Raw genomic sequence first — 21,559 nt, 5'->3', positions numbered from 1 at the left:
ATGACGCCGATGATGTCGACGATCTTGTTGGCCGATTCCTTGATCGAGCCCATGGTTTCCACCACTTGCGACACCACGCTGCCACCCTGCACGGCGACTTCCGACGCGGTCATCGCAAGCTGGTTGGACTGCCTTGCATTGTCGGCATTCTGTTTCACGGTCGAGGTCAGCTCTTCCATCGACGATGCGGTTTCTTCCAGTGAACTGGCTTGTTCTTCGGTACGGGATGACAAATCCAGATTGCCGGTCGCGATTTGCGTCGAGGCGGTCGCGATTGTGTCGGTGCCTGTTCGTACTTGCGACACGATGCGTACCAGGCTTTCGTTCATGTTCTTGAGGGCCTGCAGTAGCTGACCGGTTTCATCCCTGCTATTAACGACGATATCGCCGGTCAGATCGCCGCTGGCAACTTTTTCTGCCAGGTTCACGGCCTCGTTCAATGGTCGCGTGATGCTTCGCGTCGCAAAAACACCGAACAGGATACTCAACAGTACGGCGGCAATCGATAATCCGATCAACATCTGCTTGGCATTTGCCGCATCTCCATGCGCCTGCTCACCGGCCTTGATCATCAAATCGCTTTGCACGCCGACCAGTTTGTCGAGATTTTCCATGTAGACGAGTTGCGCAGGACGCAATTCTTCAAACATGAGCTGGGCAGCTTCTTCAAGAAGCCCGCCCTGTACCAGAGTCACAAAGCGATCCTTCAGTGGCACGAACTTGGCGCGCGACTCCAGCAAACCATTCATGTACGTGCGTGCCTGCGGGATTGCTATCGTTTTGTCGAGCGCATCAATAGTGGGACCAATAATGCCCGACAGGCGATTGATGTTATCGAGCTCTGCCCTGACCTGGTCTCGATTGGTCATGAGCAATGCATTCCGCATGCTTCGTGCGGTTTCGTTGAGCGAGTCTTTGATGGTATGCGCTTGCACCGTTTTCGGATAACGGTTGTCGATCAAGGTAGAAATTCCATCGTCGAGCAAGGTGATGCGCGTGAAGGCGATTACCGCCAGAACGATCAGAATGGCGACGACGCAGCCGAAGCTCAATGCCAGACGCTGGCCAATTTTCAGATTTTTCATGATGCTTTTACGGAGGAGAGAAATGGAGTTGGACGTATAAAAATGTACGTCACTGTGACGCGAAACTCTGACCCTGGAAAACACACCCGGTCGTTTCCAGAGGGCAAGTATTCGCATCGTAGGGCCCACGCGCCAAAACACATATCCCATATTTATGGGGTATGACTGAGGAAAAGCACGTAGCAACCCGCGCTGCGCCAGACACTGTTAAGCTGTGCGCCGCAACAGATTCCCTCTTTCGTCACCATGTTCCAGCTTGCCGCACCCGCCACCCATGAAATCGAAATCAAGAAAAGCCGCTTCATCGGCCATCTTGTTCCGGTGACGTCGCGTGCGGAAGCCATGCGCGTTCTCGCCGAGCTACGCAACGCGCATCCGGCTGCTGTGCATTTTTGCTGGGTATTGATCTGCGAAGGCGACTCCGGCCTCGACGATGATGGCGAGCCGTCCGGCACGGCGGCGCGACCCATGTACAACGTGCTCGTACACAAGCAGCTCTCCAATGTACTGGCCGTGGTCGTGCGCTATTGGGGCGGTATCAAACTGGGCGCGGGAGGCCTGACACGCGCGTATGGTCAGGCGATTTCGGAAGCAAGCAAGGACGCCGAGCTGATTCCGGTGGAAGTCATGTGTGAACGCCGTTTCGTGCTGTCGTTTGCCGACGAGTCCACCTTGCGTCGCCTGCTGGAACAAGAAGGGGCCAGCATCCTTGACGCGACCTACGCCAACGCGGTGACACTCACGGCCCGCATCAGGGTGAGGCAGGCCGATGCCTTGTGTGCACAAGCCATCGATCTGCTACGTGGCAATTTGCAGGTCATCAAGGAAAACGCGCCGGACCAGGCCATATAGCCAGGCCGGCGCGCAGTCGTCCTGTACCGCCAATGATCGCGATCAGATCATTTCAAGCGGCTCCGGGCCGTCCGGCGGTGGAAACGCCGCATCCAGCTCTTCCAGATCCTCTGCCGTCAATTCCAGTTTGAGCGCAGCATGGTTTTCGCGCACATGCTCAACGGATGACGCCTTGGGAATCGCAATCACGCCTTGCTGACGCAGCACCCATGCCAGCGCGACCTGTGCCGGTGTGGCGTAGTGACGATCGGCGATTTCCTGCACCTCGGGATAATGCGCAAGCCGTCCCTGCTCGATCGGCGAATAGGCCATCAACGGCAAACCGCGTTGCTGTGCCTGTGGCAGCAAGTCGAACTCAATGCCGCGACGGGTCAGGTTGTACAGCACCTGATTGGTAGCCATCGCCTCACCTCCGGATGCGCGGGCAAGCTCCTGCATGTCGCGCACATCCATATTGCTGACGCCCCAGCGTTTAATCTTGCCGGCATCCTGCAACTGCTCGAATGCAGCAATCGTTTCGGCAAACGGCGTACGACCACGCCAGTGCAAGAGGTACAGATCGATGCAATCGGTGCCCAAACGGCGCAGGCTGCGCTCGCACGCTGCAATCGTGCCATTGCGCGAAGCATTGCTTGGCAATACCTTGCTGACCAAGAAAACTTCATCGCGACGGCCTTGGATGGCTTCGCCAACCAGTTCTTCCGACAAGCCGTCGCCATACATTTCCGCGGTATCGATCAGCGTCATGCCGAGGTCCAATCCTTCGCGCAAGGTCGCAATTTCCGCTGCACGGCGACTTGGATGATCGCCCATGTACCACGTACCTTGACCAAGTACGGGAACAGATTCACCCGAGGGAAGTTTTGTAGTGCGCATGCATATCCTTTCTGAAACGTGCAGGAGGCTGACCATTGCCGGACGACGATTGACTTACAATGACGTCCATCGATCATCAAACGCAGGTCTGCAAGGCCGCCAGTGATCTTCGATTATACGTAATTGTTCTTTTGCTCATGCCTGCATGCGCGACCGCCACCACCATGACCACATCTTCTTCCCCTGTCCCGCTCGTCCCAGACACCGGCACCTTGCGCACCTGCCATCCGGATCAACTGGACTGGCTGCCGTGGGCAATGCCCGGCGCCTACTTCAAACTGCTGCATGCCGATGCAGCCAGCGGCCGTTTTACGCTGATGATCAAGTTTGATGCGGGCGCGGCAGCACCAATCCATCGCCATGTGGGCGCGGTTGAAGGCTACATGCTGGAAGGCGGTTTCCACTATCGCGACGACCCGGAACATCCGTTCAATGCAGGTTGTTATCTGTACGAACACGATGGCGCAGTGCATCAGCCGGTCAGTCCGAACGGTGCGGTCATGTTTGCCGTTTTTCACGGCCCGGTCGAAGGACTCGATGATGCCGGCAACCTGACCGGCCGGGTAGGCTGGAAATGGCATGTCAAAAAATGGAACGAAGCCGGGCATGACTACGTACCCATGAATCTGGATGCTGCATCCTGATGCATCCAGATCGCTGCTCCGCATCGCAAACCGCCAAAACGCCCCATTTCGGCACACTTCAGGCAATACGCACCTTATAATTCCGGGATCATCCAACCCGGGACCGCGCATGCTTCGGACATTTTTGTTCGCGACGGTCATCCAACCTGACTGAATATGCGCCTTTCATCGGAAAAATCCCGGCTGCTGACATGGATCAGCATTCTCCTCATCATCGGTTTCTTGACCACCATTATTGGCAGTTACATTGTCTCGCGCGACACAATCCGTCAGAACGTGGTCGAGCAGGCCTTGCCGCTGACCAGTGACAATATCTATTCCGAAATCCAGAAGGACATTCTGCGGCCAGCCTTTATTTCATCGCTGATGGCCAGTGATACCTTCCTGCGTGACTGGATTCTTGCAGGCGAGGCCGATCAGACACAGATCTCGCGCTATCTGAAAGAGGTCAAGGAAAAGTACGGCATGATCAGCGCCTTCATGGTGTCGGACCGGACCGATCATTATTACTACGCCGATGGCCTGCTGAAAACCGTGCGTGAAGACGAGCATCGCGACGAATGGTATTTCCGCGTACGCAAGATGAAGACCGATTACGAGATCAATGTCGATATCGACATGGCCAATCGCGATGCAATGACCATCTTCATCAACCATCGCGTGCTGGACTACAACGGCAATTTCATCGGTGCGACGGGCGTCGGCCTGACACTCGATACCATGACCGACATCATCGACAGCTATCAGGCGCGTTTTCATCGCAATATCTATTTCACCGATCATGACGGCAAAGTGATGCTGGCCGGTAAATCAATGACAGAGCGTGGCCGGATTACCGACATGCCTGGCGTGGCTTCGATTGCCAGCAGCATTCTCAATCGCGACGTTCGACCGACACAGCTTGAGTACCGCCACAACGGCGAAAGTGTTCTGATGAGTTCGCGCTTCATCCCCGAACTGGACTGGTATCTGCTGGTCGAGCAGAACATCACCGATGACGTCCTGCCGGTGCGTAAAGTGTTTGCGCTGAACATTGCCATCAGCGCCATTGTCTCCATCCTGATTCTCGTACTGACACTGTTTGCCGTGAACCGCTATCAACAGCGGCTGCGACTGATTGCCGGCACCGACTCCCTGACCGGCCTGCTCAATCGGCAGGCGTTCGAACTGGTGTTTCGCCAGGCCATGCTCGATGCCGAACGGCGTGGCAAACCCTTGTGCGCCATTCTGTTCGACATCGATTTCTTCAAAAACGTCAACGACCAACACGGCCACCTGGCTGGCGATCGCGTGTTGCAGCAGATTGCCGACATCACCCGTAATGCGTTGCGCGAGAGCGATATCGTGACCCGCTGGGGTGGTGAGGAATTTTTGATTCTGCTCAAAGATTGTCCGCTTGAGCAGGCGCATACTCTGGCCGAGAAGCTGCGCCAGACGATTGCCGACCACACCTTTGTACTGGATAGCAAAAACGTCAAGCTCAGCATCAGTCTTGGTATTACGCAGTACTCTTCGCGCGAATCCTTGCCGGCGTTTTTTTCTCGTGCCGACAAGGCACTCTACGAAGCCAAGAGCAAGGGCCGCAATCAGGTTGCCGTGTCGTTCAGCGATAGCGAAGACCGGCGTATGTAAAAAACGGCGTGTGCCGGCAATCGTACGGAAACAGCGCTACACTTGATTCTTTGGGCAAGAAGCCCATTTTCATCTCATGAATTTGCACACCACCATGACGTCGAACACGGCGTTGTCTGAAACGCAAATCGCGCAGTTCACACGCGATGGTTTTCTTGTATTTCGCGGCATGGCCGATCAGGCGACATGTGAACACATGCTTGCCGTCGCCACCCGACAATTGCAGGAAGCAGCGCAACCGCTGGAGTTCGAGGCCGAACTTGGTTACGCTGGCGCCCCCTCCTCGCTGGAAGCCGAAGGTGGCCGCACTGTCAGACGCCTGCGTGACGCCTATCATCGTGACGTCTGCTTTCATGACTGGGCAGAAAATCCGCGCATCGTCGACAAGGTGCGTCAGTTGGTCAATGAACCGGTTTGCCTGACGCTTGCCCATCACAACTGCGTGATGACAAAACACCCGCAATACGGCACGGCAACCGGTTGGCACCGCGATATTCGCTACTGGTCTTTCACGCAACCGGATCTGATCTGTGTGTGGCTGGCGCTTGGAGAAGAAACCTCTGACAACGGCGGCTTGCGCTTTATTCCCGGCTCGCATCGTCTGCAGATTCCACGCGATCAGCTGGATGACTTGCTGTTCCTGCGTCCGGAGCATCCTGCGAATCAGGCGCTCTTCGAACAAGGGCAGGCGCTCGAGCTGCATCAAGGCGACGTCGTGTTTTTTCACAGCCTGTTATTTCATGCGGCTGGCGTCAACACGTCGAGCATGGTCAAGAAATCCGTGGCGTTTGCCTATCACGGCTGCAGTAATCAGCCGCTGCCCAACACACGTTCATCCGCATCGGCCGACATTCGCTTATCGAATTAGGCGCTGATGGCAGCAGATACAAAAAAGCCCTTCATTGAAGGGCTTTTTTCCTGTCCGTTATTCCTTAGGTGTACTGGAAGGCTTGCGCGAGGATTCGGGCAGGGATTTCTGCGTTGCGTCGTTATCGTCTCGACGCACCTCCTCCACTCCCGGCATGCCGCGGCGATCGGTATCAATCTGACCGCTTTCGATATCGTCATGTGCCTGTCGCATGTCGTCGCGCGGACCGCTACGTTGACTGTCAAATGATTCGTCATGCTCATGGGGCAGACGCGGCGAAGAACTATTCTCGCCCTTTTCCGGTGTCATGCCCTGACGGTCATCATGATGCCGATCCGTCGACACCTGCGCTTCCGGCATGGCCGTCTGCTCCTGCGGATGTGGGTTCTTTTCCTTGGCACTCATTGCATCCTCCTTCATAAAACGGGTGAGAAGCTGTAGGGAACATTTGGTCTACTGGTGAATAGTAGAACCTCTTGCCTCGCCTTAATTCCCCATTCTTCCCAAGACATGCACGGCAAAGTGGGGTGCCGAACAAAACAGAATCTCACGCATCCTTCACATCATCGCAAGCAAACCCTGCTAGAATCACGTCTGAACTTTGGGGAGTAGCCGTTTCCTGTCTCCCAGGAAAATCTGTATCAACACATTTGGCCCACATGGCCATGGTGCAGATGGTCGCAAGACTTGGCGAGACCATGGATCGAATTGCGACCGGAAGTGGCCGGGGTCGCCGTTTGATCCTTGGTATTCGCAATCCCGGCCCGGAAAGTTTTTACCCCATGGAAGCATTTCTCGTCTCTACTGGCATCGTCGCTCTCGCAGAAATCGGCGACAAAACTCAGCTCCTCGCTTTTCTCCTTGCAGCAAAATTTCGCAAGCCCTTGCCGATCACGCTCGCTATTCTGGCGGCGACACTGTTCAATCACGCCTTCGCCGCGGCGATTGGTACCTGGCTGACCAGCATGCTCGGTCCGGAAACCTTGCGCTGGGTACTCGGCATTTCCTTCATTGTGATGGCGGGATGGATTCTGATTCCGGACAAGATGGACGAAGACGATGCCAGGCTCGCGAAATTCGGCGTGTTTCTGACCACGTTCATCGCCTTCTTTCTCGCAGAAATGGGCGACAAAACGCAGATCGCCACCGTAGCACTGGCGGCGCGTTTTGATTCCTTCCTGTGGGTTGTCGCCGGCACCACATTCGGCATGATGTTGGCCAACACGCCGGCGGTATATCTGGGTGACAGGATCGCCGGCAAGATGCCCGTCAAACTGGTGCACCGGATTGCCGCTGCAATCTTTGCGGTTCTAGGCGTTGCAACCTTGTTGGGTGCAGGCGCACGCTTCGGCTTCTAAAGCCCCTTCATTGTCGTGGTCAGAGCGCAATACGCGCCCTGGCTGCGGCATATTCACGCTTGAAACGATCGACGATATCGGCCACCGGCTCGATGGCGTCGATCAAACCGACGCCCTGCCCCGCACCCCAGATATCCCGCCAGGCCTTGGCGCCGGTGTTGCCGCCCGAACCGAAATCGAGCCTGGATTTATCTGCCGTCGGCAGATTGTCGGGATCGAGTCCCGCATTGACGATCGACTGGCGCAGGTAGTTGCCGTGCACTCCCGTAAACAGATTGCTGTAGATTACGTCGCCCGCGGCTGCATCCACCAAACCCTGCCGATACGCTTCACCGATATTGGCTTCCGGCGTCGCCAGCCAGCGCGAGCCGATATAGGCCAGATCCGCGCCCATCGCCTGTGCTGCCAGAATCGCATCGCCACTCGCGATCGCGCCGGACAGAATCAACGGTCCATCGTAAAACCTGCGCACCTCACCGACCAGCGCGAATGGTGACAAGGTACCGGCATGTCCACCCGCGCCGGTTGCCACCAGAATCAAGCCATCCACCCCGGCTTCCAGCGCCTTTTCTGCATGCCGGATCGAGATCACGTCATGCAGCACAATCCCGCCATAGCTGTGAATCGCATCCAGCATGTCGGCAGGTGGCGCACGCAACGAGGAAATGATGATTGGCACGCGATGCCGTACGCAGACTTCCACGTCATGCGCAAGGCGTTCATTGGATTGATGCACGATCTGGTTGACCGCAATCGGTCCCACGATCGCATCAGGATGTGCCGCCTTGTATGCAGCCAACTCGGTCTGAATATCGGTCAGCCAGATATCCAGCGTCGCCGCCGGACGTGCATTCAGTGCAGGAAAAGAACCAACAATGCCTGCCTTGCATTGCGCCAGCACAAGCTCGGGGCCGCTGGCAATGAACATGGGCGCCGCAATGACAGGCAGCGCCAGATTTTGCAGAACGGCTGGAAGGGTATGCGACATCGATGGTCTCCTCGGCGTTGTCCATTATCACGCCGGAGAGAACATCGACAGTGACGATGATTACAGGAAGCGGTCGAGCATCTTGCGGCTCGGCTTATCCAGCTTGAACAGATCGCGGATCAAGTATTGCACACCATGCGCATCGGCGATCAGCAGCGAGGCATCGCCGATACGACGAATGTCTTCTTCACCTTTCAAAATCAGCGTCGCATCGCCGCGATTGGTGGCAACTTCCCACGTACTTGGCGTAGCAAAGGCCGACACACGTTTGATGCTGCTGATCTCGGGCAGAAACTCCCGGCTTGCAAGCTCTTCGCGGATCAGTTGCTGTGCGTCGAGCGAGGCATCATCCAGACGTTCAAGCCAGACCAGTTCATGGCCTTCCTGACCGACCAGTGCAATCCCTTCTTCGGGTGCCGCAATCGGAAATGCACGCACCGGCACCACGCCTTCATGCACTTGTCCATCGATCTCGCAAAGCAGTTTGCCGAATGCATCACGGCGCAAGGTGAACGGCATCATGCTTCGTCTCCTTTCGGAATACCAAGCAGTTCGGCTTCGGCGGCCTGACGCTGCTGGGCTTGGTACAAGATGTAATAGGCGCCCTGACGTTCGAGCAGTTCGTCATGCGAACCAATCTCGACGATGTGACCGCGATCCATGACGACGATGCGATCGGCACGGCGCAAAGTGGACAGGCGATGCGCAATGGCGATCGTGGTGCGCCCCTTGACCAGATTGTCGAGCGCCTTCTGAATCTCGCGCTCGGTCGTGGTATCGACCGCCGATGTCGCTTCGTCGAGAATCAGAATGTGCGGATCGATCAGCAAGGCACGTGCAATCGAAATGCGCTGACGTTCGCCGCCCGACAAGGTCTGACCACGCTCACCGACCATCGAATCGTAACCGTGCGGCAGACGCAGGATGAATTCATGGGCGTTGGCAGCGCGTGCGGCAGCAATGATTTCGGCACGCGTGGCATCCGGTTTGCCATAGGCAATGTTGTCGGCGATGGTGCCGAAGAACAGGAACGGCTCCTGCAATACCAGACCGATGTTGCGACGATATTCGGGAATCGAAATGGCACGGATATCAACGCCATCGACCATGATGCTGCCTTGCGAGATATCGTAGAAACGGCAGATCAGATTGACCAGCGTGCTCTTGCCCGAGCCGCTGTGACCGACCAGACCGATCATCTCGCCCGGCCTGATATCGAGATCAAGCCCGCGAATCACGGCACGGTTGCCATAACGGAAACCGATATCGCGCATCGTGATGCGTCCTTCGACCTTTTTCATCTTTACCGGATTGGCCGGCTCCGGCACCGACGACACGTGATCCAGGATATCGAAGATACGCTTGGCGCCGGTCGCGGCTTTTTGCGTGACCGAGACGATGCGGCTCATCGAATCGAGACGCGTGTAGAAACGGCTGATGTAGGCGAGAAAAGCCGTCAGCACACCAACGGTGATGCTGCCGCGCGAGACTTGCCAGATACCGAACGCCCACACCACCAGCAAACCGATTTCGGTGAGGAAGGTAACGGTCGGCGTGAATAGCGACCACACCTTGTTGACACGGTCATTGACCAGCAGGTTGTGCTGGTTGGCATCGCGAAAACGTGCGGCTTCGCGCTTCTCTTGCGCAAACGCCTTGACCACACGAATACCGGGAATCGTGTCGGCCAGCACATTGGTCACTTGCGACCAGATGCGGTCGATCTTTTCAAACCCATTGCGCAGCTTGTCTCGCACGACATGAATCATCCATGCGATAAACGGCAGCGGCAGCAATGTGACGAGCGCCAGCCACGGATTGATCGAGACGAGAATTGCTGCCGTCATCGCGATCATCAGGATGTCGGTGAAGAAATCCAGCAGATGCAGCGAGAGGAAGACGCAGATGCGATCGGTTTCTGAACCAATACGCGTCATCAGATCGCCGGTACGCTTACCACCAAAGTATTGCAGTGACAGACGCAGCAAATGCTCGTACGTCGTCGTGCGCAAATCGGCGCCAATGCGCTCCGATACCAGTGCAAGGATGTAGGTCTTGGCCCAGCCCAGGCCCCATGCCACCAACGCAGCAATGAACAAGCCACCGAGATAAAGCGACACCAGCTCCATATCCAGCGGCGCACCGTTCTGATACGGGATCAGCACGTTATCCATCAGCGGCATCGTCATGTACGGCGGCACCAGCGTGGCGGCTGTCGATGCCAGCGTCAGAATAAATCCAAGCAGCAACTGGCCGCGATATGGCTTGGCAAAACGCCATAGTCGAAACAACGATGCGGTGGACGGCGACTGTTCTTCGACATTGCTGATGAAGTCGGCTTCGTCCTCGTCCTTGTCGTCCTGTTCTTCCGAATCGACGGCATTGCCCGCAAGCGCTGCCTGCCGCTTTTCAAACTGGGTGATCAGCAATAGGGCTTCCGGATTGTGGCCGAGGGTATATCGCCAATTTGCCAGTTTTGCCGAGCTGTCATGCAATTCCAGCGTGCCAACACCGGCGTGGTCATGATGGCGCAACGAGAAATCGGGCTGCAACGCCCATTGTTGCCACAAAGCATCATTTCCCGTGCGACCAAACAGGCGCTGACTGGTCAGCACAACTTCGCCCCGGACGAAGCGCAGGTTGCCATCAAGATCGAGCGTCAGCCGCGCCAGCACCGTTTCATCCGGGGCAAGCGCAAGCGAGGAGACAGACGGTAGCGGCGCAGAGGCAGTATTCATGGAAAGACTGTTTTCCTTGGGGCAGACATGCCCGTTCTAGCAAAAATGGCGGCCAGTATAGCCCCAGGTTTTGCACTTGTTGCAGCCATTTCGCCACACTCAAAAATATTCCGTAAACATGTAAACCAATGGCTCGTCTGTGCGTTATTGCACACCTGAGAAGCCGCATTTTCTGTGGCCTCACTTATAAACGTTAAAAAATGAACAATAAAACCATCGATATTCTCGATGTCCTGCATCTGCGGGGACCCAATATCTGGACGTACCGTCCAGCTCTGGAGGCATGGGTAGACATCAACGATCTGGAAGATTTTCCTTCCAACACCATTCCCGGCTTTTACGAACGCCTGACCGCGTTCCTGCCGACGCTGATCGAACACCACTGCGGTGTCGGCGAGCGCGGCGGTTTCCTGATGCGCCTGCGCGAAGGCACCTGGCCCGGCCACATCATGGAACACGTGATGATCGAGCTGCAAAATCTGGCCGGCATGCAAAGCGGTTTTGGCAAGGCACGTGAAACCTGTAAACGGGGCGTTTACAAGGTTGTCGTTCGCGCCCGCCACGAAGAAGTCAGCCGCGCTGCGCTGGTTGCAGCACGTGATCTGGTGATGGCCGCTATTGAAGACAAACCATTCGACGTGCAAGGCACGGTCGATCATTTGCGCGATATTCTGGAATCGGTCGCACTGGGCCCCAGCACCGCCGCCATCGTCGAAGCCGCCGCCGAACGCAAAATTCCTTCGATCCGCCTGTCGTCCGGCAATCTGGTGCAACTCGGCTATGGCGCGCGTCAACGTCGCATCTGGACCGCAGAAACCGATGAAACCAGCGCGATTGCCGAAACCATCTCGCGCGACAAGGAACTGACCAAGACTCTGCTGCAATCCTGCGGCGTGCCCGTACCGGAAGGCAGCATTGTCGATACAGCCAACGCTGCATGGGAGGCCGCGCAGGATATCGGACTACCCGTCGTCGTCAAGCCGCTGGACGGCAACCACGGCCGTGGCGTTTCCATCAATCTGAACACCGAAGCCGAAGTCCGCGCTGCCTTCGAACTGGCCGAGCACGAAAGCAGCGACGTCATCGTCGAGCGTTTCGTCCGCGGAGACGAACATCGCCTGCTGATCGTCGGCGGCAAACTGGTTGCCGCGGCACGTGGCGAAGAAGCCTGGATCACCGGCGACGGCAAATCCACCGTCATGCAACTGATCGAAAGCCAGCTCAACAGCGATCCGCGCCGTGGCAGCAGCGAAGCGCATCCGCTGAATCTGATCCTGACCGATCCGGATGACGATCCACGTCCGGTTCTGCTGCAACTCGAACGTCAGGGCTTTACCACCGAATCCGTACCGAAAGACGGCGAGCGCGTTCTGGTACAGCGCAATGGCAATGTCTCGTGCGACGTCACCGAACTGGTCCACCCAAGCGTCGCCAAGGCTGCTGCGCTGGCTGCCGAGGTTGTTGGCCTGGATATCGCCGGTGTCGATCTTGTGATAGAAGACATCGCGCGTCCGCTCAGCGAACAAAGCGGTGCGATTGTCGAAGTCAACGCGGGCCCTGGCCTGAACATGCATCTGAAACCAGCCGATGGCGAAGCCCGTCCGGTCGGCAAGGCAATCGTCGATCACCTCTTCAAGGAAGATGAAAACGGCCGCATCCCGATCGTCGGCGTCACCGGTTCCAACGACACCACGCTGACCGCACGTCTGGTTGCCTGGCTGCTGCATCTGCAAGGCAGCTATGTCGGCTTGGCTTGCCGCGATGGCCTGTTCTTCCGTCAACGTCAGGTGCACAACCGCCCTTCCGACAACTGGGAACGCAAGCGTCAGGTGCTGCTCAACCGCATGGTTGAAGCCGCGGTCTTCGAAAACGGCGCCAAAACGATCTTGTCCGAAGGTCTGGCTTACGACTGGTGCGATGTCGGCATCGTCACAGATATCGCCGAAGACGACATTCTGCCGTCGTTCTACGTCAACGATGCCGACCAGATGAGCCGCGTGATTCGTACGCAAGTGGACGTCGTACTGCCGAGCGGCACCGCTGTGCTGAATGCAGACGATGCACGCGTTGCCGATCTGGCACCGCTGTGCGACGGCAATGTACTGTTCTTCGGGACGTCGGCACAGTCGCCGGTGCTGGCAGCCTACCGCGCCGAAGGCGGCAATGTCGTTTATCTGGATGGCGATGAAGTCGTCCTGGTTCTGGGTGAGGAACAAACCCGCATCGTGCTGCCGGAAGCCACACTGGAACTGAAACCGGTCGCCCTGCTGGCCGCGATCGCTGCAGCGTGGGCGCTCGGCATCAGCAGCGATCTGATCCGTGCCGGACTCGACACCTTCATGCAACCGGCCGACCATCTGGCCGCCTGATCCAATCGTACTTAAGAATAAAGAGACTACGAGCACCCGCTCAAGTAAAGGAAGAATAAAAAATGGAAATCTCTCGCGTCCGCGCCTTGCGTGGTCCCAATCTCTGGAGTCGCCACACGTCCATCGAAGCCGTGGTGACTTGCCTGCCCGAAGAACAGAACATCGCGCTGCTGGCTGGCTTTGAAGAGCGACTGCGTGCGCGCTTCCCCGAGATCAAGCTGCTCGACACCGCGCGGCCAGGACCGATTTTTTCCATGGCCGATGCACTGGAATCCGCCGCTCTGTGCCTGCAATTGCAAGCCGGCTGCCCGGTCACGTTCAGCCGTACCGTCCAAACCGTGGAAGCCGGTACTTATCAAGTCATCGTCGCCTACACCGAGGAAGCTGTCGGACGTCTTGCCCTCGATCTGGCATTCAAGCTGTGCCAGTCTGCACTCGACGATACCTTGTTCAATCTGGCAACCGCACTGGCTTCGCTGCGCGAACTGGATGAAGACGTCCGTCTTGGCCCGTCAACCGGCTCCATCGTCGATGCGGCCGTCGCACGCGGCATTCCATTCCGTCGCCTGACCGAAGGCAGCATGGTGCAGTTTGGCTGGGGCAGCAAACAACTGCGCATTCAGGCTGCAGAAACCGGCTTTACCAGCGCCATCTCGGAAGCGATCGCGCAAGATAAGGAAATGACCAAGACCTTGTTGGCCGCTGCAGGCGTGCCGGTGCCGGACGGTCGTTCGGTCTCGACCGCTGACGATGCGTGGGCAGCCGCACAGGAAATCGGCGCGCCGGTCGTGATCAAGCCACGCGATGGCAATCAGGGCAAAGGCGTGGCGGTCAACATGAAGACCGAAGAAGAAGTACGTATTGCTTTTGCTGAAGCCTTCGAAATCTGTGAAGACGTCGTGATCGAACGTTATCTGCCAGGGCAGGATTACCGCTTGCTGGTCGTCGGCAAACAACTGGTTGCTGCCGCCCGTCGCTCACCACCGGAAGTCGTCGGCGATGGCGAAAACACGATTGCGCAACTGGTTGCCATCGTTAATCAGGATCCGCTGCGCGGCGATGGTCATGCCACACCGCTGACCAAGATCCGTCTCGACAGCATCGGTATCGCCACGCTGGAAAAGCAGGGCTACACCATCGACAGCATTCCCGCCAAAGGTGTGCCGGTCCTGCTGCGTAACAATGCCAACCTTTCGACTGGCGGCACGGCAACCGATGTGACCGACGACGTCCATCCGGAAATGGCGGCACGCGCGGTCGAAGCGGCACAGATGATCGGCCTCGACATCTGCGGCGTCGACATCGTTTGCGAGTCCGTACTCAAGACCATGGAAGAACAAGGCGGCGGTGTGGTGGAAGTCAATGCCGCGCCCGGCCTGCGCATGCACATCAAGCCATCTTTCGGCAAAGGCCGTCCGGTTGGTGAAGCCATCATTTCGACCATGTTCAAGGAAGGTGACAACGGCCGCATCCCGACCGTTGCGGTTACCGGCACCAATGGCAAAACCACCACTGCACGTCTGGTCGGTCACATCCTGACGGCCAACAAGTATCGCGTCGGCATGACCAGCACCGATGGCGTGTATGTTGAAAACCAGCGCATTGATACCGGCGATTGCAGCGGTCCGCGTAGCGCGCGCAATATTCTCATGCACCCGCAGGTCGACGCAGCCGTGTTTGAAACGGCACGTGGCGGCATCCTGCGCGAAGGCCTGGGTTTTGATCGTTGTGACGTCGCCATCGTCACCAACATCGGCGTTGGCGATCATCTCGGCCTGAACTTCATCACGACCGTCGAGGATCTGGCGGTCGTCAAACGCGTGATCGTACAGAACGTTGCACCAACCGGCATGGCTGTCTTGAATGCCGCTGACCCGATCGTTGCCAACATGGCTGCCAGCAGCCCGGGCCGCGTGACCTTCTTTGCACAAGACGTCAATCAGCCTGTGCTGGCCACGCATCGCGCGCAAGGCAACCGCGTACTGTTCATCGAGAACGGTCACATCGTTGCTGCCGAAGGCAGCTTCGAACATCGCATTCGTCTGGCCGACATTCCGATCACGCACAATGGCTTGATCGGCTTCCAGATCGAAAACGCCATGGCCGCCATCGGTGCGGTCTGGGCACTCGGCATCGACTGGGCCATCGTTGTTGAAGGCCTGCGCACCTTCAACAATGGTGCCGATACCACACCAGGCCGTTTCAATGTCTTTACACACATGGGGGCGACCGTGATTGCCGATTACGGTCACAACCCGGATGCGATTGAAGCGCTGACGCGTGCGGTACAGGCATTGCCCTCCAAACGCCGCTCGGTCGTCATCAGCGGTGCCGGTGATCGTCGGGATGATGACATCCGTCGTCAAACCGAAATTCTCGGCGAAGCGTTCGACGACGTGATTCTGTACGAAGATCAATGCCAGCGCGGCCGTGCCGATGGCGAAGTCGTCAAGCTGCTGCGTGAAGGGCTGGCCAAGGCATCCCGTACGCAATCGATTGACGAGATTCGCGGCGAGATGCTGGCGATCGACACCGCCCTGTCGAAACTGAAGTCCGGTGATCTGTGCCTGATTCTGGTCGATCAGGTGGAAGAAGCGCTGGCGCACATCGCAGCACGTGTCGCGGCTTGATGCACTGATAGGTACAAGCAACCACAGACAAAAGGCGAAACCATAGCGGTTTCGCCTTTTTTACATCAGGGCTTTGAGTTCAATTAGTAGTAGCAAGGTGCCCGGCACCACGGCCCATAAGGCGCACTGCATCGTGCATTGCGGCCACGCATTGACGCATGCAACAAACACGCTTCCAATCACCATCCATGCAATGCACACCAACAAGGGACCCTGTGCCGGTCCGATCAGGGGAACGGACATCCCCAATTGAAACAGGGCCAGAACCAACGCAAGAGCACGACCATATTGACGCAACCAGTCAGCTAGACGTATGCGGTCACCGGCCCGTGTCTCGCTGCCAGCGAACCAGCATGCCACGCTGCTGCACGCCAGAAAAAGAAAGCCGATGGGCGCGGTCATTGCGGCAACTCGCTGTTATCCGTATCGCGTCGCGTCGCAAACCCCAGCAGAATTGCGCATAGCAAGACTGAAACCGCGCCAGCTGCGCTGCTCAGATTGACAGACTTCCACGCGATCAACGCCAGCAATCCGGCGGAGAGCAACCAGCATCCGGATGCAATACGTGGAAACCATATCGATACAGACAACCCCGGCAGCATCACAAAAAATGCGATCAACATGCCGATGCAGCCGATGGCTTTCTGTTGATCACCCACACCGAGATGCGACAAGCGAAATGCTTCGATCATGCAGATCGAGAGTACCCACCAGGATAAACGTCGCGACCAGTCAACCGCCTTGGGCAAGGTCGCCGCAGGGGCTTGCGGTCGGCTGCTCTTTTTCAGCGATCGCGCCTGCAACCGATTCGCCGAGAACACAAGCAACGCAGCCAGCACGCTCAACGCACCAGCCATCTCGATCCCAAGCGGCGCCCCTTGCATCACGCCCGCCACACCCGTGACGATCAGGGATGCGGCCATCATGCCCAGGCCTACCTTCCAGCGTACGATGCTGTCAGAGAGCAAGGCAACGACCACGCTCAGTAACAGCCAGACAGCAAGAACCCACCATGCGCCCATACCATTGCGGGCGGCCAGTAACTCAAACCCGCGTCCAAACATGACCGCCACGATCGCGAGTGCGGCAAAGGCGGGGATCAATGCGGCATGCAAACCCGTCATGATGCGTTCAAACATGCTGCGCTCCCACCACACCGGCACGATTGCGTTGCCTGAGCTTGCGTCGTTCGATCCACAACAGCGTGCCGCTCAGTGACAAGAGTGCCGGGCTTAACCCAATCAGGAAATACAACCACTTCAGCACGATGCCGCCGTAATCGCCAAAATGCAGCGGCTCCATCAAGCCATTGAACTGGCTCCAGAAACCATTCTGCCGCGGATCGTTTTTTTCCTTGAACCTGCCACCCTGATACGTGATGCGCGCATTGCTGAACCACAGATCATCGACCTGACCAAAGAAAGTCACGCTGGCATTCGGCTTGCCCACATCACGCAATGCAATCCGATTTGGCTGCAGGCCAGGCATATCGTGCTGCGCCTGCTTTAACAGCGCACCAACCGACGCCATTTGCATCGGGCGATCCAACGCGTTGTTACGCATCATCATCGCTGCCGGCCGGGCACCGCCACCACCACTGACATAACTGTATGAGCGCTCGAACACCGGCGCCAACCCCAGCCATGCGCCGGTAAAAGCAATCATCAAATGAAAGACAAGTCCCCACACGCCCAGACTTTTATGCAGATCAGAACCCGTCACACGCAGACTCTTGCGCCAGCGTGCCGTAAACAGCTCCTTGAGAATCTTGCGATGAATGACGAAACCCGACACGATCAGGAAGAACATTGCCACGCCAAGAAAACCGACGATCCAGCGTGGCCCGAAAAACAGGAAGACATGGATCATGCGGAAGAACTGGCCTAGTTCGCTATCGACAGGGCCAACAACCTCTCCGGTATCCGCCCGCACCGCAATCTTCATCCGTTCCGGATTGTCAGCGCGCTTGATAAATGCAGTCCATGCCGGATTGATCCCATCGGGATACCACAGGCTTTCGACTTTGCTGCCTGGGTAGTACTCAGCCAGATTGTTGAGTACCAGATCTGGCCCGACCGGTTGTGCTACATGTGGCAAGGCGCGCAAGGACGGATTGGCCCAGAGATCGATTTCGTTTTTGAACACGACCACCGAGCCAGAAAAGCACACGATGAAAAGCAGCAAGCCGGTCACAATCCCCGCCCACGAATGCAGGGCGTAGAGAATGACCAGCGTACGACGCGAAGCAGCCATCAGAAATCGAAGACGGTTTTCAGCATGACCGTGCGCGGGTCGCCAAGAGGAATGACATTGTTGTTGAGTGCGCCTGCGTAATAGTCTTTGTCAAAAAGATTCTTCACATTCAAGAGAACGCGATAGCCATCACCCTGATAGCTAACATTGGCATCAGCAACCGTATAGCCTGGCACTTCGAAAGTTAAACCAAGATTTGTCTTGGAGCTTTCATGTCGCATACCCAATCCTGCACCCCAACGCTGCAATTTGCCAGAAAACTTGTAGTTAGCCCACAGACTCGCTGCACGCTTAGGAACGTTCTGCACGCGGTGTCCAATATTGGCAAGCGTCGTATCCTCCGTGATAACGGCATCGATGATTGAAACCGCACCTTGCAGGCTCCAGCCATTGCGCAGATCGGCAAACACTTCTGCCTCATAACCCTTGCTACGCTGTTCGCCAATTTGTACATAGGCGTTGTTATTGTTTGGGTCAGTTTGCGACACATTTTTTCGCGTCAGATCGTAATACGCCAAACTTCCCTGCAAACGCCCATCATCTGATTGCAGTTTGACGCCTACTTCTGTTTGCTTTCCCTGTTCAGGTTTCAGCAAAGCACCGGCATCGTTCAAATCTGTGTTTGGCAAAAAAGAGGTTGCGTAACCTATGTACGGGGCAACGTTCGGCGTCGCCTTATACATAAGCGCAATGTTACCTGTATTGGCTGTATGCTTTTCTTTTGTTCTAGTGTTTGCAAGGTAATTCTGCAAATCGGTATCGATGCGATCATGGCGCAAGGCTAGATTTACGTTGAGTCGTTCATTGAAATCGATTTGATCGCGCAGATAAAATGCGTCAGACGAAAGCTTAGTATTGCTCAGTGTGCGAGTTAAGCAATTTGTGTATGTAAGGTTTCCGTATGTCGGGTTGTACACATTTAAAGTATTGATGTTACAACGTCTAGTATCGTTATAAAGCGTATCTCGATTGATATCCACGCCAACCATGACGGTATGCTTTGCTCCGCCAAAATCGAAAGTACGCTTCACATTACTGTCCAGCGCCGTAGCGTGCTCCCAGATATCCTGGAAAGTAGCTTGCCTTGGTAACAGTCCGCTCAAAGGCAGTGTTCCATTGATGAAGCCCGCCCTTCCCTGCACGTCCATATCGAGATAACGGAAATTCTGGTTGAACGTCCAGCCGGAATCGAAGCGATGCGTAAGTGCATAGCCGATGGTTTTCTGGGTTGCTTCGTATGGTCCGATGCTTGGATCACCGATATACAAACTGCGGCGAATCGGGCCGTTCGGACTTGGCAAAATCGAGCCTCTCACAGGCAAACCCTGTTGACGTATGTATTCCCGGGTGCCATAAGAAGCCAGTAACGTCAGATCAGTTCTTGCGCCCAGATCCAATGACAGCGATGGTGCAATGTAGCGATTCTTAAAGTAGACAAAGTCGGTCTGATCATCTGAATCAGATGCCATGCCATTGATGCGGAACGCTGCCTTGCCGTTCTCGGAATTCAAGGGACGACCAAAATCGAATGTTCCCTGCCGATAACCGTAGCTACCGACAGTAAAACCAACCTGGTTGAACGCATCGAGGCGCGGACGTTTGCTGACCATATTCACGATGCCGCCCGGCTGCATTTGCCCGAAGTTAATGGACGCCGGTCCTTTGACGATTTCAATCTGTTCAACGCCAGATACTTCCTGCGCGATCCAACTCCCCTGCCCCAGTTTCAGGCCATCTACGTAAATCGACTCCGAAGCACGTTGTCCGCGAATGTTGAAATCATCCCAACCACGACGGCCAAAGCCACCGGATGACACCCCTGCTGTCGTTTGCAGCGCTTCATTCAGTGTTGTGGCTTGTCGTGAGTCGAGCAGTTCACGCGTTAGTACGGTAATCGATTGCGGTGTTTCAAATAGCGGCTTGTCCGACTTTGTGCTGGAAGTCGCTTTTTGCGTCACAAAGCCGGGGACAATCGCCTCGCTAGAAACGTTAATCGCAGGGAGAACATCATCAGTAGCTTGATTGTCTTGCTGCGCAGCCGCAGCAAAAGGAAGCAAGGTAAAACCAACCAAGGTGACACGAACCGCAGTTGCCATCGGGCGCAGCGAAAAAAAAGAGGAAGACATGAAAAGTAACGCTTAACATAAATGAGAAGCGTTATTATTTCATGTCAGGGACGGCATTGCTACTGAAAGATTGGCGTCGCTTGCCTTGCTACGTTATTCAGGCATGCTCGGGAGACGGTGGTATTTCCGGGGGCACACGATCCGGCGGGATCTCAGGTTGATCGGGGCCCGGAGGCGTCACCGGATCTTGCTGCGGCACGGGGATTTCCGGCTCGCGAACCGGCGGATCAATCTCCGGCTTGGGATCAGGAATAACGGGAATCTCTGGTGGAATCGGGGTGGGTGTACTCATGTCAGCTCCTGAAAGTGTATGACCATTGGATCGTCCCCAGTCTGACCCGCCAGCGTCCGACAAAGTTGCGCCTCTGTTTCTTCAAAGCATCAAGCCGGCCGTCTAACCTTTTTTCTTACATCACATCGCAAAGCCATCCTACAGATTGCTCCAGCCTGACTGCGTAGACTGGTTGCCAATGGTCGTCCGCATCGCGGTCGGCATCGCAGAGGAGTGAGGAACATGGAAAAGAGTGATCGCAAGCAAAGCCGCATCAGTAGCCGTCGTCAGGGATCGAGCAATTCTTCCATTCGCCAGACCCTTGCCACTCACGGCACGCAGTTCGCGCATATCACGCTTGGCGTCCGCCATGCAGGCGGTCCGGATTATCGTGATCCGGAAAATCGCTGGGTCAAGTCGGATCATCCGAATATTGCTGCATGACGATTGCAACCTGACCTCGCAACCTCATTTGATAAGACGACTTGTCTGTCGTCCCTTTCAAGGAGATTGCCATGCCACAAGCAACCTGGAGTGCCAAACGCGAAAGACAATTTCAGCATATCAAGTCTGCTCTGAAGAGTCGTGGTGGCTCTCGTGCCAAACATGCTGAGGAAATTGCCGCACGTACGGTCAACAAGGAACGTGCACAACATGGCGAAGCGAAGACCGCTAGCCCATCCACATTGAAAAGTACGCCAGCACCACGCCGTGGCGGATTACGTTCTCACCGTGGCGCTGCAGGCCGCACTTATGCCCAGCTTTATAAGGACGCACAGGCCCGCAATATTCCAGGCCGTTCAACCATGAACAAGGCGCAACTCGAACGTGCCTTGGGCGCAGCCATCAAGCGCACACGATAAATCTAA

General features: G+C 56.3%; 20 protein-coding genes and 1 riboswitch. Of the genes, 9 read left to right on the top strand and 11 right to left on the bottom strand.

Features of this window, described 5'->3' with window-relative positions; all coding sequences use genetic code 11:
• Window positions 1-1,085: MCP four helix bundle domain-containing protein (locus tag IEV29_RS09890; RefSeq protein WP_188381013.1), on the bottom strand; the 1,085-nt coding region annotated here is incomplete at its 3' end.
• 246 nt (window positions 1,086-1,331) lie between these two features.
• Between IEV29_RS09890 and IEV29_RS09885 the strand changes: the two genes are divergently transcribed.
• Window positions 1,332-1,937: an IMPACT family protein gene (locus IEV29_RS09885; RefSeq protein ID WP_188381012.1), complete on the top strand. Its 606-nt coding sequence runs from the start codon at window positions 1,332-1,334 to the stop codon at window positions 1,935-1,937.
• 42 nt (window positions 1,938-1,979) lie between these two features.
• Here the strand turns inward: IEV29_RS09885 and IEV29_RS09880 are convergent, their stop codons facing one another.
• Window positions 1,980-2,813 carry an aldo/keto reductase gene (locus tag IEV29_RS09880; protein ID WP_188381011.1) on the bottom strand — a complete coding sequence of 278 codons (834 nt, stop codon included), beginning with the start codon at window positions 2,811-2,813 and terminating at the stop codon, window positions 1,980-1,982.
• A 164-nt stretch (window positions 2,814-2,977) separates the two neighbouring features.
• Between IEV29_RS09880 and IEV29_RS09875 the strand changes: the two genes are divergently transcribed.
• The 3 genes from IEV29_RS09875 to IEV29_RS09865 all read left to right on the top strand — a co-directional run bounded on the left by IEV29_RS09875 (window position 2,978) and on the right by IEV29_RS09865 (window position 5,957).
• Entirely contained in the window at window positions 2,978-3,457 is a 480-nt protein-coding gene (locus IEV29_RS09875; RefSeq protein WP_188381010.1) for a 2,4'-dihydroxyacetophenone dioxygenase family protein, read from the top strand.
• Between the two features lie 156 nt (window positions 3,458-3,613).
• A complete protein-coding gene (locus tag IEV29_RS09870) occupies window positions 3,614-5,089 on the top strand; it encodes a sensor domain-containing diguanylate cyclase (protein WP_188381009.1) in 1,476 nt (491 codons plus the stop codon).
• Between the two features lie 76 nt (window positions 5,090-5,165).
• The gene (locus tag IEV29_RS09865) at window positions 5,166-5,957 is read left to right on the top strand and encodes a phytanoyl-CoA dioxygenase family protein (RefSeq protein ID WP_229726304.1); all 792 of its coding nucleotides are present in this window, start codon (window positions 5,166-5,168) and stop codon (window positions 5,955-5,957) included.
• Between the two features lie 57 nt (window positions 5,958-6,014).
• On the opposite strand, the gene IEV29_RS09860 is transcribed toward IEV29_RS09865, so the two are convergent.
• On the bottom strand, window positions 6,015-6,362 hold the full coding sequence (locus IEV29_RS09860; protein ID WP_188381008.1) for a hypothetical protein: 348 nt from the start codon (window positions 6,360-6,362) through the stop codon (window positions 6,015-6,017).
• A gap of 186 nt (window positions 6,363-6,548) precedes the next feature.
• Window positions 6,549-6,721, top strand: a riboswitch (yybP-ykoY riboswitch).
• A gap of 18 nt (window positions 6,722-6,739) precedes the next feature.
• Here IEV29_RS09860 and IEV29_RS09855 point away from each other — a divergent pair.
• Entirely contained in the window at window positions 6,740-7,315 is a 576-nt protein-coding gene (locus IEV29_RS09855; RefSeq protein WP_188381148.1) for a TMEM165/GDT1 family protein, read from the top strand.
• Between the two features lie 19 nt (window positions 7,316-7,334).
• On the opposite strand, the gene IEV29_RS09850 is transcribed toward IEV29_RS09855, so the two are convergent.
• Genes IEV29_RS09850 through IEV29_RS09840 form a run of 3 tightly spaced genes read right to left on the bottom strand, consistent with a single transcriptional unit; the run spans window position 7,335 to window position 11,041 of the window.
• Entirely contained in the window at window positions 7,335-8,303 is a 969-nt protein-coding gene (locus IEV29_RS09850; protein WP_188381007.1) for an NAD(P)H-dependent flavin oxidoreductase, read from the bottom strand.
• 60 nt (window positions 8,304-8,363) lie between these two features.
• Entirely contained in the window at window positions 8,364-8,825 is a 462-nt protein-coding gene (locus IEV29_RS09845) for a cyanophycin metabolism-associated DUF1854 family protein (protein WP_188381006.1), read from the bottom strand.
• Window positions 8,822-11,041, bottom strand: coding sequence for a cyanophycin metabolism-associated ABC transporter (locus IEV29_RS09840; protein WP_188381005.1), 2,220 nt, complete (start codon window positions 11,039-11,041; stop codon window positions 8,822-8,824). The genes IEV29_RS09845 and IEV29_RS09840 overlap by 4 nt, the downstream gene beginning before the upstream one ends.
• Window positions 11,042-11,241: 200 nt before the next feature.
• Here IEV29_RS09840 and IEV29_RS09835 point away from each other — a divergent pair, with 200 nt between their 5' ends.
• Entirely contained in the window at window positions 11,242-13,410 is a 2,169-nt protein-coding gene (locus IEV29_RS09835; RefSeq protein ID WP_188381004.1) for a cyanophycin synthetase, read from the top strand.
• A 62-nt stretch (window positions 13,411-13,472) separates the two neighbouring features.
• Window positions 13,473-16,040, top strand: coding sequence for a cyanophycin synthetase (cphA, locus tag IEV29_RS09830; protein ID WP_188381003.1), 2,568 nt, complete (start codon window positions 13,473-13,475; stop codon window positions 16,038-16,040).
• Between the two features lie 60 nt (window positions 16,041-16,100).
• Here the strand turns inward: cphA and IEV29_RS09825 are convergent, their stop codons facing one another.
• The 5 genes from IEV29_RS09825 to IEV29_RS09805 form a co-directional block, all read right to left on the bottom strand.
• The gene (locus IEV29_RS09825; RefSeq protein ID WP_188381002.1) at window positions 16,101-16,442 is read right to left on the bottom strand and encodes a hypothetical protein; all 342 of its coding nucleotides are present in this window, start codon (window positions 16,440-16,442) and stop codon (window positions 16,101-16,103) included.
• Complete coding sequence (locus IEV29_RS09820) at window positions 16,439-17,179, bottom strand: hypothetical protein (protein WP_188381001.1); 741 nt, start codon at window positions 17,177-17,179, stop codon at window positions 16,439-16,441. The genes IEV29_RS09825 and IEV29_RS09820 overlap by 4 nt, the downstream gene beginning before the upstream one ends.
• The gene (locus tag IEV29_RS09815) at window positions 17,172-18,293 is read right to left on the bottom strand and encodes a PepSY-associated TM helix domain-containing protein (protein ID WP_188381000.1); all 1,122 of its coding nucleotides are present in this window, start codon (window positions 18,291-18,293) and stop codon (window positions 17,172-17,174) included. Before IEV29_RS09815 ends, IEV29_RS09820 begins: the two co-directional genes overlap by 8 nt.
• Entirely contained in the window at window positions 18,293-20,419 is a 2,127-nt protein-coding gene (locus tag IEV29_RS09810; RefSeq protein ID WP_188380999.1) for a TonB-dependent siderophore receptor, read from the bottom strand. The genes IEV29_RS09815 and IEV29_RS09810 overlap by 1 nt, the downstream gene beginning before the upstream one ends.
• 97 nt (window positions 20,420-20,516) lie before the next feature.
• Window positions 20,517-20,711, bottom strand: coding sequence for a hypothetical protein (locus IEV29_RS09805; RefSeq protein ID WP_188380998.1), 195 nt, complete (start codon window positions 20,709-20,711; stop codon window positions 20,517-20,519).
• Window positions 20,712-20,933: 222 nt separating this feature from the next.
• Here IEV29_RS09805 and IEV29_RS09800 point away from each other — a divergent pair, with 222 nt between their 5' ends.
• Together IEV29_RS09800 and IEV29_RS09795 are read left to right on the top strand one after the other, a co-directional pair.
• The gene (locus tag IEV29_RS09800) at window positions 20,934-21,134 is read left to right on the top strand and encodes a hypothetical protein (protein WP_188380997.1); all 201 of its coding nucleotides are present in this window, start codon (window positions 20,934-20,936) and stop codon (window positions 21,132-21,134) included.
• Window positions 21,135-21,205: 71 nt separating this feature from the next.
• The gene (locus tag IEV29_RS09795) at window positions 21,206-21,553 is read left to right on the top strand and encodes a plasmid stabilization protein (RefSeq protein ID WP_188380996.1); all 348 of its coding nucleotides are present in this window, start codon (window positions 21,206-21,208) and stop codon (window positions 21,551-21,553) included.
• The last annotated feature ends 6 nt before the right edge of the window (window positions 21,554-21,559 follow it).

Origin of the sequence: Oxalicibacterium faecigallinarum (genome assembly GCF_014635705.1) — a bacterium.
Classification (GTDB): Bacteria; Pseudomonadota; Gammaproteobacteria; order Burkholderiales; family Burkholderiaceae_D; genus Oxalicibacterium; species Oxalicibacterium faecigallinarum.
The sequence above is the reverse complement of the archived record's forward strand: the minus strand, read 5'-3'. Positions and strand labels throughout refer to the sequence as shown.

Bases quoted from the DNA above. Each gene is read 5' to 3' on its own strand.
- IEV29_RS09885 (WP_188381012.1), top strand. From the start codon at position 1,332: ATGTTCCAGCTTGCCGCACCCGCCACCCATGAAATCGAAATCAAGAAA.
- IEV29_RS09880 (WP_188381011.1), bottom strand. From the start codon at position 2,813: ATGCGCACTACAAAACTTCCCTCGGGTGAATCTGTTCCCGTACTTGGT.
- IEV29_RS09875 (WP_188381010.1), top strand. From the start codon at position 2,978: ATGACCACATCTTCTTCCCCTGTCCCGCTCGTCCCAGACACCGGCACC.
- IEV29_RS09870 (WP_188381009.1), top strand. From the start codon at position 3,614: ATGCGCCTTTCATCGGAAAAATCCCGGCTGCTGACATGGATCAGCATT.
- IEV29_RS09865 (WP_229726304.1), top strand. From the start codon at position 5,166: ATGAATTTGCACACCACCATGACGTCGAACACGGCGTTGTCTGAAACG.
- IEV29_RS09860 (WP_188381008.1), bottom strand. From the start codon at position 6,362: ATGAGTGCCAAGGAAAAGAACCCACATCCGCAGGAGCAGACGGCCATG.
- IEV29_RS09855 (WP_188381148.1), top strand. From the start codon at position 6,740: ATGGAAGCATTTCTCGTCTCTACTGGCATCGTCGCTCTCGCAGAAATC.
- IEV29_RS09850 (WP_188381007.1), bottom strand. From the start codon at position 8,303: ATGTCGCATACCCTTCCAGCCGTTCTGCAAAATCTGGCGCTGCCTGTC.
- IEV29_RS09845 (WP_188381006.1), bottom strand. From the start codon at position 8,825: ATGATGCCGTTCACCTTGCGCCGTGATGCATTCGGCAAACTGCTTTGC.
- IEV29_RS09840 (WP_188381005.1), bottom strand. From the start codon at position 11,041: ATGAATACTGCCTCTGCGCCGCTACCGTCTGTCTCCTCGCTTGCGCTT.
- IEV29_RS09835 (WP_188381004.1), top strand. From the start codon at position 11,242: ATGAACAATAAAACCATCGATATTCTCGATGTCCTGCATCTGCGGGGA.
- cphA (WP_188381003.1), top strand. From the start codon at position 13,473: ATGGAAATCTCTCGCGTCCGCGCCTTGCGTGGTCCCAATCTCTGGAGT.
- IEV29_RS09825 (WP_188381002.1), bottom strand. From the start codon at position 16,442: ATGACCGCGCCCATCGGCTTTCTTTTTCTGGCGTGCAGCAGCGTGGCA.
- IEV29_RS09820 (WP_188381001.1), bottom strand. From the start codon at position 17,179: ATGTTTGAACGCATCATGACGGGTTTGCATGCCGCATTGATCCCCGCC.
- IEV29_RS09815 (WP_188381000.1), bottom strand. From the start codon at position 18,293: ATGGCTGCTTCGCGTCGTACGCTGGTCATTCTCTACGCCCTGCATTCG.
- IEV29_RS09810 (WP_188380999.1), bottom strand. From the start codon at position 20,419: ATGTCTTCCTCTTTTTTTTCGCTGCGCCCGATGGCAACTGCGGTTCGT.
- IEV29_RS09805 (WP_188380998.1), bottom strand. From the start codon at position 20,711: ATGAGTACACCCACCCCGATTCCACCAGAGATTCCCGTTATTCCTGAT.
- IEV29_RS09800 (WP_188380997.1), top strand. From the start codon at position 20,934: ATGGAAAAGAGTGATCGCAAGCAAAGCCGCATCAGTAGCCGTCGTCAG.
- IEV29_RS09795 (WP_188380996.1), top strand. From the start codon at position 21,206: ATGCCACAAGCAACCTGGAGTGCCAAACGCGAAAGACAATTTCAGCAT.